This is a genomic window from Buchananella sp. 14KM1171 (assembly GCF_041380365.1).
Classification (GTDB): domain Bacteria; phylum Actinomycetota; class Actinomycetes; order Actinomycetales; family Actinomycetaceae; genus Buchananella; species Buchananella felis.
Map to the genome: position 1 here is coordinate 350,562 of NZ_CP159981.1, position 18,771 is coordinate 369,332.

Annotated in this window: 13 protein-coding genes; 3 read left to right on the forward strand and 10 right to left on the reverse strand. The window is 65.0% G+C overall.

The features are described from left to right. Positions 1-23: 23 nt before the first annotated feature. On the forward strand, positions 24-608 hold the full coding sequence (locus ABYF38_RS01425; protein WP_371152350.1) for a TMEM175 family protein: 585 nt from the start codon (positions 24-26) through the stop codon (positions 606-608). A 241-nt stretch (positions 609-849) separates the two neighbouring features. Here the strand turns inward: ABYF38_RS01425 and ABYF38_RS01430 are convergent, their stop codons facing one another. The 10 genes from ABYF38_RS01430 to ABYF38_RS01475 all read right to left on the reverse strand — a co-directional run bounded on the left by ABYF38_RS01430 (position 850) and on the right by ABYF38_RS01475 (position 10,628). Beyond that, complete coding sequence (locus ABYF38_RS01430) at positions 850-1,614, reverse strand: hypothetical protein (protein ID WP_371152351.1); 765 nt, start codon at positions 1,612-1,614, stop codon at positions 850-852. Positions 1,615-1,713: 99 nt separating this feature from the next. Beyond that, positions 1,714-2,478: a hypothetical protein gene (locus ABYF38_RS01435; protein WP_371152352.1), complete on the reverse strand. Its 765-nt coding sequence runs from the start codon at positions 2,476-2,478 to the stop codon at positions 1,714-1,716. Then, on the reverse strand, positions 2,478-4,193 hold the full coding sequence (locus ABYF38_RS01440; RefSeq protein WP_371152353.1) for a putative T7SS-secreted protein: 1,716 nt from the start codon (positions 4,191-4,193) through the stop codon (positions 2,478-2,480). Before ABYF38_RS01440 ends, ABYF38_RS01435 begins: the two co-directional genes overlap by 1 nt. A gap of 55 nt (positions 4,194-4,248) precedes the next feature. Further along, entirely contained in the window at positions 4,249-4,926 is a 678-nt protein-coding gene (locus tag ABYF38_RS01445; RefSeq protein ID WP_371152354.1) for a hypothetical protein, read from the reverse strand. A 101-nt stretch (positions 4,927-5,027) separates the two neighbouring features. Next, positions 5,028-6,020 carry a sensor histidine kinase gene (locus ABYF38_RS01450; RefSeq protein WP_371152355.1) on the reverse strand — a complete coding sequence of 331 codons (993 nt, stop codon included), beginning with the start codon at positions 6,018-6,020 and terminating at the stop codon, positions 5,028-5,030. Continuing rightward, positions 6,013-6,690 (reverse strand): response regulator transcription factor, encoded by a 678-nt coding sequence (locus tag ABYF38_RS01455; protein ID WP_371152356.1) that lies wholly within the window; start codon positions 6,688-6,690, stop codon positions 6,013-6,015. The genes ABYF38_RS01450 and ABYF38_RS01455 overlap by 8 nt, the downstream gene beginning before the upstream one ends. Before the next feature lie 16 nt (positions 6,691-6,706). Further along, entirely contained in the window at positions 6,707-8,368 is a 1,662-nt protein-coding gene (locus ABYF38_RS01460; RefSeq protein WP_371152357.1) for a cytochrome c biogenesis protein DipZ, read from the reverse strand. 3 nt (positions 8,369-8,371) lie between these two features. Beyond that, positions 8,372-8,965 carry a thioredoxin domain-containing protein gene (locus ABYF38_RS01465; protein WP_371152358.1) on the reverse strand — a complete coding sequence of 198 codons (594 nt, stop codon included), beginning with the start codon at positions 8,963-8,965 and terminating at the stop codon, positions 8,372-8,374. Between the two features lie 239 nt (positions 8,966-9,204). Further along, on the reverse strand, positions 9,205-10,389 hold the full coding sequence (locus ABYF38_RS01470) for a type II toxin-antitoxin system HipA family toxin (protein ID WP_371152359.1): 1,185 nt from the start codon (positions 10,387-10,389) through the stop codon (positions 9,205-9,207). Further along, positions 10,386-10,628 (reverse strand): helix-turn-helix transcriptional regulator, encoded by a 243-nt coding sequence (locus ABYF38_RS01475; protein WP_371152360.1) that lies wholly within the window; start codon positions 10,626-10,628, stop codon positions 10,386-10,388. Before ABYF38_RS01475 ends, ABYF38_RS01470 begins: the two co-directional genes overlap by 4 nt. A 482-nt stretch (positions 10,629-11,110) precedes the next feature. Between ABYF38_RS01475 and ABYF38_RS01480 the strand changes: the two genes are divergently transcribed. Further along, on the forward strand, positions 11,111-14,086 hold the full coding sequence (locus ABYF38_RS01480) for a helicase-related protein (RefSeq protein ID WP_371152361.1): 2,976 nt from the start codon (positions 11,111-11,113) through the stop codon (positions 14,084-14,086). Continuing rightward, positions 14,083-18,768, forward strand: a complete 4,686-nt coding sequence (locus ABYF38_RS01485; protein ID WP_371152362.1) for a DNA methyltransferase — start codon at positions 14,083-14,085, stop codon at positions 18,766-18,768. The genes ABYF38_RS01480 and ABYF38_RS01485 overlap by 4 nt, the downstream gene beginning before the upstream one ends. The last annotated feature ends 3 nt before the right edge of the window (positions 18,769-18,771 follow it).

The following is an 18,771-nucleotide window of genomic DNA, read 5'->3' on the forward strand; positions in this document are numbered from 1 at the left end:
AGGCGTGAGAGAAGAGGTGGCTGATGACCAAGAGCAGGCTGGAGGCGTTCAGCGACGGAGTGCTGGCGATCGTCATCACGATCATGGTTTTGAAGCTCAATCCGCCGACCGCGCTGGATTGGGATTCGATCGTTGCCGTTGCGCCCACGTTCGCTGCCTACGTGCTGAGTTTTTCCTACGTTGGGGTCTACTGGGTCAATCACCACAACCTCTTTAGCAAGGTGGAGACCGTCAGTGGGAAGCTGGTGCTGAAGAACCTGCATTGGCTGTTCTGGATGACCCTCATCCCGTTCGCAATGGAATGGGTGGGCATGTACCCATTCGACCGGCAGCCGGCCACCCTCTACAGCGTGGTGCTGCTGATGTGCTCGGCCAACTTCCAGGTGCTGCAGCGCCACATCGCAGCGCGCCACCGCAAGAGCGCCTCCCCCACCGGGCGCGGCAACAACCTGCGCGGCTGGGTGGCAGTTGGGGCGTCGGCCGTTGCGATCGCGCTGGCATTGTTCGTGCCGGTGGCGTCCTACCTGGTCTTCTTCCTCATCTCCCTGCTCTGGCTGATCCCCGGGGCGCGCGTCGAGCGGTTCTACGACAGGGTGCTGGGCGCCTGAGCCTGGCGGCGCTGGGCACCTGAGCCGGGCGGCGCTGGGCTGCGCAGCGGCTGCACGCGTTCGGCGCTGGCGCTTTGCCCCCGAGCGTACAAGCGTGCGGTCGGGGTACATGCGACCGCTTGGGGGCGTGGCACCGATCGGTCGCATGTACCCCGTTGCAGCATTTGCGACGCGGGCCGAGCTGAGCGCATCCGTGCTCGGCCCCCGGCCCCGCTACCGCTGGCGGCGCCAAAGCACTAGCTCACAGGCCCTTCAGGAGGTGGGCCACCTCCGGCGGGTTGAAGCCGCCCACTGTCTGCTCGTCCAAGTAGCGCCAGAAGTCAACGCCCAACTCCGGCTCGGAGTCCCCCCACCACATGTCAGCCCGGCCCGGCTGGGGCCCATCGATGTCGAGCACCAGGTACCCGCCCGTCACATGCGAGTAGAACGTGTACGACCCCGCCAACCGCTCCTGCCACGGCTCGCCGGGATAGTAGTCGCCCAAACAGTGCGCTTGGTCCAGGTCGATCAGCCCCAGACCATGGGACATGAAATCGTAGAACCCGTCGTGGGTTTGCTCGTAGAAGGACTTCAACGGCTCAGGAACCTTGTCCCACACACCCCGGACCTGGCGAATCCCACCCACCACGACCTCATCGGGCCAGGACGGCTGCAAGGGATTGCCTCCGCCGTAGTACTGCGTCGACCCCGACAAGGTATCCACGGAGTAAACGACGCAATAGCGGCCGTCGCTCACGGCCAGTTCTGCGTCCGAGCAGTGCTCCTCCAGGTAGGCGAGAGTCTGGGGCAGCACCTGCCCGACCGTTCGCCTCATCAGCGAGATCATCAACTCCACGCGCTCGGCCGGAGCCAGGAGCGGCAGCTTTCGCCACTCATCGGGCACAGGCTCCCCGGCCGGAACTTCCCCCTCCACCGGTCGAATCGGGCGACGACCGTACGTGTAGCGCCCAAGCAGCTCGTACTTTGACGGCTCGCGTCGGCCCCCAAACCAACCGAACAAACCCATCACACCCCCTTCAACTTGGGTCAATCACCGATCGCATAGCGCCCGTTTAGACCGGCACTACTGGCCTCCTTGGGCCGTTGCTGGCGCCGAGTAGCCAGATCACAGGCCCTTCAGGAGGTGCGCTACCTCAGGCGGGTTGAAGCCACCCACTATCTGCTCGTCCAAGTAGCGCCAGAAGTCGACGTCCAACTCCGGCTCGGAGTCGCCCCACCACATGTCAGCCCGGCCCGGCTGCGGCCCATCAATGTCGAGCGCCAAGAAACCGCCCGTCACGTGCGAATAGAACGTGTAAGACCCCGCAAACCGCTCGTACCAGGACTCGCCGGGACCGTAGTCACCTAAACAATGCACCTGATTAAGGTCGATCAGCCCCAATCCATGCGACATGAAGACGTAGAACCCGTCGTGGGTTTGCTCGTAGAAGGACTTCAACGGCTCAGGAACCTTGTCCCACACACCCCGAACCTGGCGAATCCCACCCACTACAAGCTCATCGGGCCAGGATGGCTGCAAAGGATTACCCCCGCCGTAATAGCGGTCCCTACCCGACTCTGTTCTCACCGTGTACACGACGCAATAACGCCCGTCGCTCACGGCCAGTTCTGCGTCCGAGCAGTGCTCCTCTAGGTAGGCGAGAGTCTGGGGCAGCACCTGCCCGACCGTTCGCCTCATCAGCGAGACCATCAGCTCCACGCGTTCGGCCGGAGCCAAGAGCGGCAGGCGTCGCCACTCAGCGGGCACAGGCTCCCCGGCCGGAACCTCCCCCTCCACCGGTCGAATCGGACGACGACCGTACGTGTAGCGCCCAAGCAGCTCGTACTTCGACGGCTCGCGTCGGCCCCCAAACCAACCGAACAAACCCATCACAACCCCTTCAACATGGCGTCGATCATCGCCTGCAGACGCTGCTCCATCAACACTTCGATCCGCGACATCTCAGTGCGCACCAGCGGCTCCACCGGGATCGTATAGCCGACTTTGGCTCCGCCCTTGAACCCGCCCCACTCGAGGTAGCTCAGCGCTTTCTTGGAGTAATTGGCGCGCCGGCTCACTCCCAAGAAGTTCAGTCGCTCATTTGCAAGAGCAAGCTGCTGCTCCCGAGTGAGCATCCCGAAACCCTCCATGCGAGTGAGCTTGTCCAGCGGGACGATGTGGTCCGGCGAGAGCGGTCCTCGGGTCGGGTTGCCCGGCAGTACCCAGTCGCGTGCTGAAGGATCGAAGTTGGGATACAGGGGGTCAATCATGGAGTGAATTTCATCATTCGGGCTATTTCGTCTGAGCCAATTCCAGGTGGCGTCATCGACTTCCCGCACGACTCCGTAACGAGCCGGCGTTCTGGGGCCCGTCAGGAGTTTGACGTACTTTCCTGCATTCTTCACGGACATGACCAGGTTGTTCACGTAGCCGGCTGCCATGCCCTTCGCACCACCAAGAGCCTTCACGCCGCCCCCCATCGCCGTGAGGGCGCTCATCACTCCCGTGCCTTGCCGGCCTCCCAACTGCATCAGGTTCCCGAAGGCGGACTTCACGCCCACCATCGTGCCCTTCAGACCGCCCAGACCCACGCACCCCAGGGCCGCGAAGATGACGGACACTATTGCCTGGCCCCACGACTGCTTCCCGGTAGCGGCCAGGGCGATGTTTGCAACCGCAGCGACGATTCCGGCGATAGCGGCAATCGTGAAGAGCACCCCGGCAAGCGCCTGCCCGATGACCGGAATCCAGCACACGAGCAACGCGAGGATACCTGCAATCGCGGAGATTGCCTCCGCTATCTTGGCGATCCACATGGTGATTGTGGCGCCCCAGTTGTCCCACCAGGAGTCGTTGAGCGCGTCCGCAGAGGTGGCGCCCTCGATCGCATCGACCGCCCTTTGCGCCGCGGCGTCTCGGTCCACCACCGCTTGGTCGACGATTCGTATCTGCGCTTCGATGCGCCCCTGGGCGGCATCGGCGTCATTACCGGCGCCGCGCGCCAGACGCCGATAGCGGGTGTAAGCCTCGTCGTCGCCATCGTTGTCGGAGAAGCGGTAGTCCTCGGCGAGCCCCTGATAGTGGGCCCTGACTCGGTTAGCTTCGTCCCGCTCGTTCACGGCTTGCCGAGCCGCGTACAGGGCGTTGACCGTGTCTACCTGCACCCGGTCCAGTACCTGGGCGTAGGTCTCCAGCGCGGTCGCGGCGGTCCGAAACCGATTCTCTGCCTTTGACACCGCATCCACGGTGGTGTCGCGCGACTCCAAGAGTGCCGTTTCTGACTCTGCCCGGCTGGCCCCGCCCTCAAGTAGGCGCAAGTTGGCCGCACACCGGCTGATGGCGTCCGCAACCTGCCGATACCTATTGGCTCCATCGGACACAATGACCGGGTCTCCAGGAGTCGGATCCGACGATCGCCGCAGAGCCGACCAATCAGACGGTCCATACGACACGCTCACAACCCCTGTTGCCTGCACCAATACCTGGACCACGCACCGACCCCGCCGCTGCGGCCCCGGCACACGGCCACCACTACATGCAGGGTAACTATCCCGCCTCCATCCTGCGGAAGTATCGGCGCCTCTTTCCGGTTCGGGACGGGTCACATGGCGGGTTGGCGCGCCCTCCTGTCCGGTTCAGTCGAGCTCGGAGCCGCCCGGTTCAGTCGAGCTCTGATCCGCCCCACTCAACAGCGGTGAATCCAGTGCGCACGGGCGCAGGCCCGAATACCTGCGCGGGAACGGACGTGGACGCCTGCGCCTTCGAAAACACCATGTAGACGCGGATGAACGTGTCAGGCGCCATTTCATCCCCGGCAAAATCCGTGAAGGAGTAGCGCGCTATCGGGGCGTACTGGTCCGTGACGAAGGAGATCAGAGAATAATCGTTTGCCTGGATGCGCGGGGCCCAGAAGGTGATGAAGTCGGCGGCCTCAAGATCGTTCAGGCCCTGAGCAGCCAACGCCCGCTCAAGAAAAGGCACCACCTCATCCCTGGCGACCACCGTCCCCTCCCGTTGAACGAACTCGGTTTCAGGCACGCCCTCCCAGAATAGGTAGGGGTAAGACCTCCCCCGCGCATCGGTCAGCACCCCGTCAGCGCCGGCCTCCACCTGCCAACTCCCGTCAACGCCGGGTACGGCGGCCAACTCTGGATAGGAGGCCGTCACCTTCCCGTCGAAGTCGAAACCAATGTCCAGGCTCTGCGGCTGAGACGGGTAAAGGTAAAGCACCGGCTTGTAGACCACGGGCGGCTCCTCCTCAGCACAACCGCCCAAGAGCGTGACGCCCATCGCAAAGACTCCGGCCACGGCAAGAAGCCTGGTGTTGATGCGCCCCATAGTGCGCCGTCCTCCCATTCGCGGCGGAACTATTTGTCCGCCTGTTTCGCTCCGGCTAGAGCCTCTTTGAAATGTAGCTCATCTTCACAAGCCGCGAAACCTTACGCCTTCGGCAGCTGGATCTCCACCACGCAGCCGGCGCCGTGGTTGTGCATCTCCACGCTGCCGCCGTGGGCGTTCACGATGGTGCGCACGATCGGCAGGCCCAGCCCGTTGCCGCCGCCGGCGCCCGGGGTGCGGGCCCGGTCCGCCCGCCAGCCGGCAGAGAAAACCTGCTCCAGGTCCGCCTCGCTTAGCCCACCGCAGCCATCGCTCACGCACACCCGCACATCCTCACGGGTCTCCACCTCCACCAGCACGCAGGTGCCCGGCTTGGTGTAGGAGATCGCGTTGCCCACCACGTTCTGCAGCGCCCGGGCAAGCAGGCCCGGATCACCCACCACGTCGCCCGCGCCACCGGTCACCGCTCCGCGTAGCTCCACCTCCCGCTGCGACGCCAGCGGCTCCAGTTGGCTGACCAGGTCGGAGGCCAGGTCACTGAGGGAAACCGTCTCCGTCCCCAATTCGACGGCCTGCGTCTGCAGACCGGCCAAGGCCAGAACGTCGTCCACCATGGCTGCGGTGCGCTCGGCCTGCGCCACGATGTTGCGGTAGTAGAGGGACGGGTCCGGAGCGATGCCGTCCTCCAGGGCCTCCCCCATCGCGCGAATACCGGCCAGCGGCGTGCGCAGGTCGTGGGAGATCCAGGTGATCAGCTCGCGCCTGCCGGCCTCCACCTCGCGCTGCCGCTTTGCCTTCTCCAGCTCCGTGGCCGCCGCCATGATGACGCGGTGGCTGCGCAGGGAAACCAGGATGCCTGCCAGCAGCGCCACGGGGATGGTGGTGGCCAGCAGCAAGAGCGGCACCCGCACGGATTCGATCAGCATGAGCCGCACCCCCAGCAGCAGCCCGGCCCCCACGGTGAGCACCACGGTGACGGGGCTGAGCAGCACAGCCCAGCGCACCGAGCGGCGCGCCACCACGGAGGTGAGGCCGGCGCACGCCAGCCCCACCCCCAACGTGGCGGCCGCGACGATCAACAACTGCTCAGTCATGGGACTCCCAGCGGTAACCCCTGCCCCACACCGTGACCAACCGGGTGGGATGCTGCGGGTCGGCCTCGATCTTGCCGCGCAGGCGCCGCACGTGCACCGTCACGGTGGAGGCGTCCCCCACCTCCCAGCCCCACACGGCGCGCATCAGCTCCTCGCGGGAGAACAGGTGGTCGGGGTGGGTGACCAGGTGGGCAAGCAGGTCGAACTCGCGGAAAGTAAGGGCGAGCGGAACGTCGTCCAATGTGGCCTTCTGCGCCGTCAGGTCCAGCGCCAAATTCCCGTCAGTAACGATCTCCCGCTCGGGGGCCGGCGGCTGGGAGCGGCGCAGCAGGGAGGCCACCCGCAGCACCAGCTCGCGCGGGCTGAACGGCTTGGCCAGGTAGTCGTCGGCGCCCAGCTCCAGCCCCAAGACCCGGTCGGCCTCGGAGCCCTTCGCGGTGAGCATGATGACCGGCACCTCCACCCCGCCCGCGCGCAGGCGGCGGAAGACCTCGTGGCCGTCGATGCCTGGCAGCATCAGGTCCAGGATTATGAGGTCGCACTCGCCGGCCCGCGCCAGCGCCGCAAAGCCGTCCTCAACTTCGATTACTTGATGCCCGGCGGCGCGCAGGTAGTCGCAAACTACACCGCGCACCGTCGGGTCATCGTCAACGAGAAGCACGCTTGCCACTCGGTCAGCATAGGGCTCAGCCAAAGGTGAAGGCATTTGCCCTGATGTCCTTGTCGAACGTCAGCGTGACCGTGGAACCGTACGTGGTCTGCGGCAGGCGCACCAGGCGGTACATGCGCGCCCCGTCGATGGTGGCCACATCGCCCACCACGTCCGCCCCGCCCGGTTGGCTGGCGCCCTCGACCTGGACGCGGATCTTTGCCCCCGCCGGACCGTCGGCCACCAGGTACATCTCCTTGCCGGCAAAGCGGTAGCGCAACTGGGCGCCGTCGCTGACGGCCAGCAGGGATTCCTGGTCGGCGCTCCACTTGCCGGCCAGCGTCCACTGATTGGTGTCCGCAGGCTCCTGCGGGCCGCCGTAGTCGTGCTCACCGGCCACCAGCGGCTGGGCGTTGCCCATCGCGCGAGCGGTGCCCAGGTAGGTCTCCGGCGACTGCCCGCGGGTGTGGGTCAGCGTGTCCGTGGGCTGGCGCGCCGCCGCCCCGCCCTCGCCCAGCAGGGCGCGGATCTGGGCCTCGGCCTCCTCGTAGTCGCCCTCGCCAAAGTGCGTCCAGCGCACCTTGCCCTCGGCGTCGATGAGGTACTTGGCCGGCCAGTACTGGTTGCGGTAGGCACGCCAGGTGGCGAAGTCGTTGTCCAGCGCCACCGGGTATTTGATCTGGGCATCCTCTACGGCCTTGCGCACGTTCTCCGGCAGCTTCTCAAAGGCAAACTCCGGGGCGTGCACGCCCACGATCTCCAGCCCGGCGTCGTGGTAGCGCTCGTACCAGGCGTTCAGGTAGGGCTGGGTGCGCACGCAGTTGATGCAGCTGTAGGTCCAGAAATCCACCAGCACCACCTTGCCGCGCAAGTCCTCCAGGGTGAGCGGCTCGCTGTTGATCCACTCGGCGATCCCCGTGAACTCGGGGGCCGGGGCGGCGTTTTCGCTGCGTTCCAGCGCGGGCGCGGAGCCGGGCAAGGTGCCGGGGATCAGCTTCTCCTCGAAGGAGGACAGCGAGGGGAACTTGTCTACCGCCCAGGTCTGGATGCTCTTGTCTACCCCCGTGGCCACCAGCAGTCCGACGGCAATGAACAGGACGGCGATTACCCGCTGGAACCAGCCGCGCGGATTGGCCGCCCAGCCGAGTTTTTTGATGAGACGACGTCCCGCCAGCGAGATCGCCAGGAGCGCGCCCGCCATACCGGCGCAATAGATGGCCAGGTAGAACATGCCCTCGGCCGGACTGGCGGGCAGGACGGTGGCGATCACCCAGGCGTAGGTTGGCGAGCAGCTACTGAAGACCGGCCCCAGGGCGGCGCCGGTGAGCACCGCGCTCCACAGGTCGCTGCGCTGCGAGCGGGCCTTGTCCAGCAGGTGGTGGGCGCGGTCAAAGCGGGCCGCCCCGGAAAGGCGTGCCCACATGCCCGGGAAGAGCATGGCCAGACCCAGCAGGACCACCAGCGTGCCGGAGCCGATTGCCCACACGCGCGGATCGATGCTGAGGAAGGCCGTGGTGACTTTCAGCAACAGGGTGAACAGCAACAGAGAGCCGACCAGGGAGGCGGCGATCACGTAGGGCCGCGCCTTAGAACCGTGCCCCACGCTGCCTCCCACGATCACGGGCAGGAACGGCAGCACACAAGGTGCCAGGACCGTCAGGACGCCCGCGAAGAGGGAAAGAAAGGCAGTTACCAGCATGGCTCAGCCCTTCAGCTCCTTCAGCAGGCCGTCCACGGAGGTGCTGGCCCACTGGCGCACCTGCATCTCCTTAGCGTCCAGCTCGACGAAGGTGTGCTGCATGGTCACCCCGTACTGCTGACGCAGGTCCGTGTGCTGGTCGTAATCCACGCTCACCAGGGTGGTGCCGGCGGGCACCAGCGACGGGTCAGCGCTGATGGCCTCCGTGATGGAGCGGCAGGCCGGGCACCAGGAGGCATTGAAGAACAGGACGATCTTGTTGCCGGCGAACTTCTCCTTGGCTGCCTTGTAGTCCGCGTAGGTGACGTAGCTGGCCGAAGCCATCGCGCCATTGGTCATCGAGCCGGACATGGAAGTGGAGTGGGACATGGCGTCGCTCGGGGCCATGTGGTCGCCGGTCATGGCCGAGTCCGGGCTCATGGCGTCGGTGGGCTCCATGCTCATCGCGCCGTCCGGGGTCATCGCGTCGGTGGGCTCTGCCGTCATCATCTTGTCGTCAGTCATTGCCGGGCTCATGGAATCCGAGGGCTTACCAGTGCTGCAGCCAGCCAGCGCGATAGAAGCAATAAGGGCCAGGGGAATCAGTGTCTTCTTCATGGCTACAAGCCTGACGGCCCGGACATGACGGCCCCTAGAGGCAAGTTATTACCAAAGTCTTACGGCAAGCCGAGAGCGCGGTTACAGGGGCGGATGAGGGCGCCGACGGCTGGCGACGGCGGTCGGGGATCGGTTACTCAGCGCGGTCGGGTTGCCCGACGCCGCCAACAAAGGCTCGGTTGGCTGGTACGCGCTGCCTCCCAGTTAGTCCCTTCCCCGTCGACCTGCCGGCCCATAAGTCAGGCGTTCGCCAAGTCCTCTAGCTCGTAGCGTCGCGCCCGCAGCTCGCGCAGGCAGCCGTTCAGGACCGATCCATTGAAAGGCAGGGCTTCCCAATCGACCGCAGCTGAGGCTGCCAGCACCACGCCGGCGATTCCTGCAAGCGCACGCCCGGGCAGCCCAACGTCGTCAGCAAGCTGCCGCCAGTGCTTCGCCTTTAGCCCCTTCTTCTTGCCGCCAATCGAGAGGGCCATCTCGTCATCGCCGTAGACGAGGGTGCAGGGAACGTCGTATATCGGCGCCAATTCGCGCTCGAACTCGCTGCCCAGCAGGGCGATGTTCTTGGCGTGCAGGTCCCCGTTGCCGGTGGCCCAGGCAAACAGGAATTGTGTGAACATCTTCTGATTGGCCACCAACGGAGCGGCTGTCAGCGCGCATAGCGCGGCAATGACCTGCTCGGCGGTAACGTCGTACTTCGCGGCAGGCACCAATTCGAGGATCTGCGCCGCGTCCTCAAAGGCGATACGGCGGATCACTCCGTCGTCGCACGCGCGGTCAAAGCGTTCAATGAACAGCCCCTGCTCTCCCACGGAGTCGGTAACTAGCTGTGACTTGGCCACCGCCAACCCCAGCCGCTGCGCCGCCTGCAGGTGCGCGTACTCGTTTGCGACCAGGTGAGGGTAGCTGCGCGGGGTCAGCTTGACGATTCCCTCGACGTCGCAGGCACGCCCTGCGCTCCCCGCCCGTACCCTTGCGGGCAGCGAGATCATCAGCGCAGAGACCTTCTCCTGCACGCCGGGAAGGGACTTGCCGTCCGGTCGGTCCAGGAGGTCGGCAAACTTGCACGCGGAGAAGTCCCCGTCGATCAGGGGGGCACCCGGACCGGGCCGCTCACCAGGGGCAAGGATTTGCACATCGCCCGGGGTGTCGCGACCGACCTCCAACAGCAGGGCTAGCTCGTTACTTAAGCTGATTTTGCGCTGCCTAGCCAAGCGGGTCAGACGGTAGCCCTCCGGGAGGAGCCCAGCGAAGAAGGCCGGGATCTGGCCGGGCGGACAGACCACCTCGCCTGCGCCGAGCGGGAGGGATGTTGCCACCGGCGGGCCGGCATAGCCCTTCGCATAGGCGAAAACGACCTCGCCGCTCTCGGTTTGGGAGAAGTACGCAGCTAGCCGCTCGCCCTTATAAACGTCTGCGACGATCACGGGGCACCCACCTCCACCCGCACGCCCACGGCATAGGCCGCACGCATGACCGAGTCAAACGACGGCCCGGGCACGCCGTTCTCGATCTGGCGCAGCGTGCGGTCGGAAAGCTCAATCAGGTCGGCCAGTTGGCGCTGCGTGAGCCCGTGATGCTTGCGAGCCTTACGGATGGCGGCGCCGATCTGCTTGGTGAAGTTGGGGACGCCCGCACGCAGTTCCACCGTGGTGCCCGCTGTCATCCGCCTGCCCTCCTGGCTATCCCAAACCTAACCGCAGATCGGAAACATTCTTCCGATCCCACGAGACTAGAAGCCGTAGCGTCCCAAAATCAAGCATTTCGGAAGAATCCTTCCGAAACGTCACCCCATTGACGTCGGCAGGCACCGGAACACCCTATTTCGGAAGCATTCTTCCGATTCACCCACCGTGATTGTCTACCCCTTGCACGACGTTCTCTCCGGCCGTCTTTAAAGGCGCCGCCGGCCCCCATCGCCTTCATCGCGCCCCACGCCCACGCCTCGGCGCCCTGCCGCCGGCCCAACCCACTCTGCCTCCCCCTCCGCGCCCCAGCCCCCGCTCCGCCACCACCCAGCTCCACTACCGCCCGCGCCACCACCCACCACGTCTGCTTCGTCTCAGAGCGCGGCTGCGCCCCACACACCCCGGGGTTTTGGCTTAAAATCGCGGCGGTTTGCCTCCGGTTTGAAACGAGTCGATGCTGATGTCTACTTCCCTCGCGCTGGTGCCGGGCACGGTGGTTTCGGTGCGCGATGAGGACTGGGTGGTGACCTCCGCGCGCAAGATCAATAACCCGCCGAGCACGCTGATTCACGTTCGCGGCTTGTCGGAGCTGGTGCGGGACACTACGGCGTCGTTCTATTCGCACTTGGACAAGATCGAGGCGTTGACGCCGGAGTCGGCGCGCATTGTGGCGGACCCTTCGCCGCGTTACCGCCGGTCTCGCCTGTTCTTGGAGACCACTCTGCGCAAGACTCCGGAGCCGGCCACGTCGTCGCGGCTAACGGTTTCACCGCGCATGCTGGCCCGCGAGTTGAAGTATCAGCAGCACGCGGTGCGCAAGGCACTGGACCCGGGCAACGTGCGTCCGCGCCTGTTGATTGCGGACGCGGTGGGTCTGGGCAAGACGCTCGAGATCGGCATGATTCTTGCTGAGCTGGTGGCACGCGGGCGCGGGGAGAGCATTTTGATTGTGACGCCCCGGCACGTGTTGGAGCAGATGCAGCATGAGCTGTGGTGCCGCTTCGCTTTGCCGTTCGTGCGCCTGGATTCCACCGGTATTGCGCGGATTCGCCAGACGATTCCGGCTTCGCGTAACCCGTTCACGATTTTCAACCGGGTGATCATTTCGATCGACACGTTGAAGTCGGCGCGGTACCGGGAGCATTTGCGCCGCCGCCAGTGGGATGCGGTGGTGATCGATGAGTCGCACAACTTGACTAATGCGGGCACGCAGAACAACGAGCTAGCGCGCCTGCTTGCGCCGCAGACTGACGCGCTGATTTTGGCGTCGGCCACCCCGCATAACGGCAAGACGGAGTCTTTTGCGGAGTTGGTGCGTCTGCTGGATCCCACGTTGGTTTCACCGGGCGGGGAGATTGATTTCGAGGCGGCTAGGCGCCTGATTGTGCGCCGCCATCGTTATTCGCCTGACGTGGCCAGTGAGGTGGGGGCGGACTGGGCCGAGCGCGCCGAGCCCCGTCACATCATGGTCACGCCCAGCCCTGCTGAGGAGGCGATTGCCGCCGAACTCGAGTCGGTTTGGCTTTACCCGTCGCGCGGTGAGCAGGGTGTTTTGTTGGCCGACGTTCCGCCCACCTCCCCCGACATGTTGCCCGACGTTCCGCCCGCCACCCCCGGCAACGCCACCTTGCCCGCCGCTAACGCGGATTCCGCGCCGCTGCCCGCCAAGGGCCGCGACCGTCTGTTCGCGTGGGGGCTGGCTAAGGCGTTCTTGTCGAGCCCGGCGGCGTTGGCGGAGACGGTGCAAAATCGGTTGTCCTCGCCCAAACTCCAAGCCGCTGAGCGCGCTCCCCTGGAGCGCCTGGCCGAGTTGGCTGCCAAGGCGGGAGCAGAGAGCGCGGGCAAGTTCGGCGCGCTGGTGGCGCACTTGAAGAGCATCGGTGTGGGCAAGGGGTCGCCGCACCGGGCGGTGGTTTTTGCTGAGCGGGTCGCCACACTGAACGACCTGCACGCCCGCCTGCCCAAGGCACTCGGTTTGAAGCAGAGCGCGGTGGCGTTGCTACACGGTGGTTTGAGCGACGTGGAGCAGCAGGCCGTGGTGGAGGACTTCAAGCGTGGTTCCTCCGCTGTGCGGGTGCTGGTTACTGGTGATGTGGCCTCGGAGGGCGTGAACCTGCACGCGGAGTGTCACGACTTGATCCACTTTGACATTCCGTGGTCGCTGATCCGTATCGAGCAGCGCAATGGCCGCATCGACCGGTTTGGGCAGAAGAACTCGCCGCAGATTGTGACTCTGCTGCTCTCGCCGCGCGGGGAGCGCTTTTCGGGTGACATCAGGGTGCTGAGCCGCCTGGTAGAGAAGGAACACGAGGCACACAAGGCGCTGGGCGACGCAGCTTCGCTGATGGGTAAGCACAGTGTGAAGGCGGAGGAGGATGCGATCCTGGACTGCCTGGTGAGAAGTGGGGATTTGGATTCGGTTGCCCCGAGCCCTGCTGCGGACTCGCTGGCGGACCTGGATGCCTTGCTGGCTTCGCTTGGCGCGGAGACGACGTTCCCGCCTGCCGCTTCCGGTAGCGCGCACGCTCCTGGCACCGCCGCGGCCCACCCCACCGGCGAGCCGTACGTGAGTCACGGCCTATTCGACTCGGACGTGGACTATCTGCAAGAGGCGCTGTTTGAGGCTTTTGAGGACCCGGGCCAGAAGGTTGGTTGGGAGTGGGATCGTTCCAAGCGGGTGGCCAAGCTGGACACCTCGAAGCCGGCCTGCCGGGACCTGGTGGCGCGTCTTTCTAAGACGCTGCCGCAGGAGTACCTGCGCAACCGCCGGGTGCTGGAGAGCCTGACGCTGGCCACCGATGCGCAGACCGCTAACTTGTCGCTGACGGCCGCCAGGCGCGATGAGGAGTCCAACTGGCCGGGGCTGCACTACCTGAGCCCGTTGCACCCGGTGTTGGATTGGGCAGCGGACCGCGCCTTGCAGGAGCTCTCGCGTAACGAGGTTTTGGCGGTGCGCGGGGAGGTGGATGAGCCCACGTTCCTGTTCTTGGGGGCTATCGCCAACGGGCGCGGCCAGTTGCTTACGCGCACCTTCATCGAGGCCGATTCCTTGTTCCCTTCTACTGTGGACAGCTTGCCGGAGTTCTTGGCCCGCGTTGGGCTGGCGGACAACCCGATCAACCCTGGGCCGGTGAGCGTGGAGAGCCTGCAGCCGCTGCTACCTGGCGCGGTGGAGCTGGCCCGCAGGGAGCTGGACTCCTGGCGCTCGCTGGTGGACACGAGTGCAACCAGCGAGCTGCAGGCTTGGATTGCCCGCAGTGGGAAGTGGCTGGAGGCGATGAGTCTGATGCCGGACAGGCGGCAGATGCGCGAGCGGCGCTCGCGCGTGGAGGCGGAGCAGGCGCTGGCTAACCAGATGTTGCCTGCCTCCGCGCAGGTGGTTCCGCTGTTGGTGGTTGTTCCGCGAGACTGGCCCGCAGCTGAGGGGGAATTGTGAGCGCCTTTGAGTCGATTCAGGTTGTTGGCGACTGGGTGAGCGATCACTACTTCACTGCCACCGGCACGGAGACCTTTGCCCACGCTGCGGCTGCGGTGGTCAAGGAGTGGAAGGCGGAGAAGAAGGAGGGGCTCTCTACCCCGCTCACCCGCTTTGGCGCCGGGCGAGTGCAGCTTCTGCGTCTGCTCTCCCGCCTGGGCGAGGAGGGCATTAGCCCCACCTCTGCGCAGGCCAGCGCCGCGTTGCGCGAGATTCTGGGCTTCCCTCTTGAACCCCACGCGATCGCGTTTGAGCGCTCGGACGACTACTGGGCAGTCAGTGGTGTCCTTTTGGGTAGGGATCCTTCTGTTGTTTGGCTGGACGCAGAGCCTATCTTCGACAAGGAATCTGACCTGACGACAGTTGGAGTCGACGGGTTTGTAATGCGGGACAAGAAGGACTTTCCCATTAGCGCCGCGAAGGTGGTCTCTGAGATTTTCCTCTCCGAGACCGCCAACGATGAGGCCCACGACGTGGGCGAGGTGCGCTTTGTGGTGGTCAGCGCCGGCGCGCACTTATTCCTGGCGCACCGCGACCGCTGGGCGGAGGGACGCTACCTGCGCGCCGACGTTCAGTTGATTGCGGAGCGTGACGACACCCGTGCCGGTGGCGAGGTGGAGCGTTTCTTGTCCATCTTCGCCCGCCGCTGCCTGGAGCCCGCCGCCGACGGCGTGATCTGGTGGGAGGAGCGCCTCAAGGAATCGGTGACGCACGCAGTTGGCGTCTCTCAGGACCTGCGCGACGGTATCCGCGAGTCCATCGAGATCATTGCCAACGACGTGCTGGCACGCCGCCGCGAGCGCGGCTTGGACGTGTTTGGGGTAGATGGGCAGGAGTTGGCGCGCCAGTCTCTCCGGTTCTTGTACCGCATTCTGTTCCTGCTTTACGCGGAGGCCTCCCCGGAGCTGGGCGTGGTCGCCAAGGGCGAGGACAGCTACGACCAGGGCTACGGTCTAGACCGCTTGCGTGAGCTGGTGCAGATTGACCTGACCTCGGCTCGCTCGGCGCACGGCACGCACATCTACGATTCCCTGGCACTGCTGTTCCGGCTCGTCAACGGAGACCACCCCTCGCAGACGCAGAACTTCAGCACCGCCGGAGCAGAGTTCTCCCACGTACTTGCTGATTCCGGTGCCTGCGCCAATGCCGAGCGCGAGCTTGCGCCCACTGACGGCTTGACCTTTGAGCCGCTAGTTGCTGATCTCTTTGCGCCCGCAGCCACCGCGATGATTGACGAGGTGGGGCTCTCCAACACCGCCCTGCAGCAGGTGCTGGAGCGGCTGCTCCTCACCAAGGCCTCGAAGGGAGAGCGCGGCTTCATTTCTTACGCCAACCTGGGCATCAACCAGCTCGGCGCGGTCTACGAGGGCTTGATGAGCTACACGGGCTTCGTGGCTCGCGAGGACCTGTACGAGGTCGCCAAGAACGGTGACCCCGCCAAGGGCTCCTGGGTGGTACCGACCGCGCGCGCCGAGGGCATTGATTCCAAGCACTTCGTCAAGCGCACCGACCCCGTCACCGGCATCTTGCAGCCAGTGGTGCACCGACGCGGCTCCTTCGTGTTCCGCCTGGCGGGCCGCGAGCGCCAGCAGTCGGCCTCCTACTACACCCCGGAGGTCATGACGCGCTTCGTGGTCTCCCAAGCCCTGGAGGAACTGCTGCCGGGGCTGAGCGCTGACCAAATCCTGGAGTTGAAGGTCTGCGAGCCCGCCCTGGGCTCCGGCGCGTTCGCCATCGAGGCCACCCGCCAGTTGGCGGCGGCCTACTTGGAGCGCAAGCAGGAGGAGCTTGGCGAGCAGATTCCTGCCGAGGACTACGCCACCGAGCTCCTTAGGGTCAAGGCCCAGATCGCTTTGCACCAGGTGTACGGCGTGGACTTGAACGCCACCGCCGTGGAGCTGGCGGAGGTCTCGCTGTGGCTGGACACCATGCAGCCCGGCCTGAAGGCACCGTGGTTTGGTCTGCACCTGCGCCGGGGTAACTCCCTGATCGGGGCCAGGCGCTCCACGTATTCGGCTAGGTCCGTGAAGGACAAGGCTCACCTCTCCTCCCCCGGCGTCCATGCTCCCCTCACCGGGCTAGCCGAGGCGATGGCGCAGGATCGCCGCGAGGCCGCCCTGGTGGGGCGGATTCACCACTTCCTGCTGCCCGCCATTGGCTGGGGCGCGGCTTGCGAGTCCAAGGACGTCAAGGAGATCGCCAAGGCCGAGCAGGTGGCGCTAAAGGCTTGGCGCAACGCCATGCGCAAGAAGCCCACCGAGGCCCAGATCAAGCGTCTGCAGAAGGTGGCCGCTCGCGTGGAGACACTTTGGGCGCTGGCGGCCCGGCGCATGGAGATCGCCAACCAGCAGAGCACCCGCTTCATCGACTACTGGCCCCACCGCCGTCCCACTCCTCACCCCGTAGGCATCTGGGGCGTAAGCACGTGGGCCGAATGCGCTTTTGCGCCCGTGAGCCGAGCCGAGATCGAGGCCTCCCTAGCCAACCCGAACGGCGCGTACTCGCGCCTGCGCCGCATCATGGACGCGTGGTGTGCGTTGTGGTTCTGGCCACTCACTGAGGAAGTCGAGCCCCCGAGACTGGAGAGCTGGATCGCCGCCCTGGAATCCCTGGTGGGTGTGGGCGGCAAGCACCTCAATAACCGGGAGGAGGACACCAGCCTCGCCACCGCCGGCGGCTGGGCCGAGCTGGAGAGCCAGGAGGCCACCGACCTCGCCTTCAGCGGCGCTGCCTCAATCGACGCCGTGTTGGCCGAGCACCCGTGGTTGGGCGTGTGCGAGCGCGTGGCGGCCCAGCAGGGCTTCTTCCACTGGGACCTGGACTTTGCCCATGTGTTCCTGCAGGGCGGTTTTGACCTGCAGGTCGGGAACCCACCGTGGGTGCGACCGGACTGGGACGAAAACGCCGTGTACGCGGAGCACGACGCCTGGTGGCAGCTCGCGGAGAAGCCCCCCGAGGCCGAGAAAAAGAGGCGGATCGCGAGCGCCCAGGCAGACGCTTCATTTGTGCCCTTCCTGCAAAACATGGGAACAGAAATCCAATCCACCCGCGCGTTCTTCGGTAGCGAGGCCAACTACCCATTGACCGCTAATCTGCGCACCGATCTCTACCGGGTATTCATGGAACGAGCTTGGACCCTTGCCTCCCCCAGCGGCGTAAGCTCCCTGATTCACCCCGAATCTCACTTCACTGAAAAGGGAGCAGAAGACTTCCGGGCGCAGACCTACTGCCACCTGCGCCGCCACTGGCAGTTCGTCAACGAGCTGGCCATCTTCGAGATCCACCACCTCGTTGTGTACGGAGTACATGTCTATGGGACGGCCAGGGAGAACATCGGTTTCCTCATGGCGGCCGCCTTGTATCACCCCGATACCGTTGCGCGTTCGCTTCGCCACGATGGCAGCGGAGCCGTGCCTGGGTTGAAGGACGAGGACAACAATTGGGACACCCGTCCGCATTCACAGCGCATCATCCGGGTCGACGAGGAGGTACTGGCCACCTGGGCGCAGGTCGTGGACGAGCCCGGTACCCCGGCCCACCGGGCCCGCATGGTCTACCCCGTCAACACTGAGTCCCAGCGGGTACTAGAAAAGTTGAGCACTACCCCCCGCGTGCGTGAACTGGGACTACAGTTCTCTAGCGGCTGGAACGAAACCACTGATCGAAAGAAGGGGTATTTCGAGGTTGGTTCGTCGGTTCCGGAAACTTGGGACGAAGCAATCCTGCAGGGGCCGCACTTCACGGTAGGCACGCCGTTCTTCAAGACCGCTAACCCCACGATGAAAAGTAACCTCGACTACACCGAGATTGACTTGGAGGCTTTACCTGCAGACTTCATTCCACGCACTAATTACCAAATCGCATGCGAGCGCGAAAAGTACGACCGCGACTACGGCACCTGGCAGCTCCCGGACGGCACTAGGACACCCGAGCGAGATAACTACCGCTTAGCTTGGCGGCGTATGGCAGCTCTAACCGGCGAGAGAACACTGATTCCTTGCATCATCCCTCCCGGCCCCTGCCACATAGATAATGTCTTTTCCACTTTTGTTTATCAGGACGCAACGGAACTACTGGCCCTAGTCGGACTCTTTTCGGGGCTCCTGGCAGATTTTCAAGTCCGCGTTTCTGGCAACTCAAAGATCAACTCGAATCTAACGGAATCGCTTCCTTCTGTCTCTGAATCTGACTCTCTGATTGATATGTTCGTCGAGCGCGCCGCGCGCCTGAACTGCCTCACCGCCGCGTACGCCCCGCTGTGGGAGGAGGCCATGGGCACGCCCTGGACTCCCGATTCTCCGGCCCGCAAGGCGGCCGAGCGTCGGCAGCTCTTGGTGGAGCTAGATGCGCTGGCGGCCCTGCACCTGGGCATCACGGCGGACGAGCTGTGCACCATCTACCGCACGCAGTTCGGCGTGCTTCGCCAGTACGAGCGCACCGACCTCTACGACGCCAACGGCCGCAAGCTCCCCAAGGAGGTCGCAGCCGCCTACAAGAAGTCGGGCGAGGCGATCTCAACGGAGGAGCGCACCTGGGTGCACCCGCAGTCGGGCGTGGAATACGTTTTCGAGCTGCCGTTTACTACCTTTGATCGTGAAGCCGATATGCGCGCGGCCTACGCGCGCTTTGAGAAGATGATCTAGGAG

Coding starts and splice junctions, on each gene's coding strand:
- ABYF38_RS01425 (WP_371152350.1), top strand. CDS start 24: ATGACCAAGAGCAGGCTGGAGGCGTTCAGCGACGGAGTGCTGGCGATC.
- ABYF38_RS01465 (WP_371152358.1), bottom strand. CDS start 8,965: ATGAAGAAGACACTGATTCCCCTGGCCCTTATTGCTTCTATCGCGCTG.
- ABYF38_RS01445 (WP_371152354.1), bottom strand. CDS start 4,926: ATGGGGCGCATCAACACCAGGCTTCTTGCCGTGGCCGGAGTCTTTGCG.
- ABYF38_RS01480 (WP_371152361.1), top strand. CDS start 11,111: ATGTCTACTTCCCTCGCGCTGGTGCCGGGCACGGTGGTTTCGGTGCGC.
- ABYF38_RS01435 (WP_371152352.1), bottom strand. CDS start 2,478: ATGGGTTTGTTCGGTTGGTTTGGGGGCCGACGCGAGCCGTCGAAGTAC.
- ABYF38_RS01430 (WP_371152351.1), bottom strand. CDS start 1,614: ATGGGTTTGTTCGGTTGGTTTGGGGGCCGACGCGAGCCGTCAAAGTAC.
- ABYF38_RS01475 (WP_371152360.1), bottom strand. CDS start 10,628: ATGACAGCGGGCACCACGGTGGAACTGCGTGCGGGCGTCCCCAACTTC.
- ABYF38_RS01460 (WP_371152357.1), bottom strand. CDS start 8,368: ATGCTGGTAACTGCCTTTCTTTCCCTCTTCGCGGGCGTCCTGACGGTC.
- ABYF38_RS01450 (WP_371152355.1), bottom strand. CDS start 6,020: ATGACTGAGCAGTTGTTGATCGTCGCGGCCGCCACGTTGGGGGTGGGG.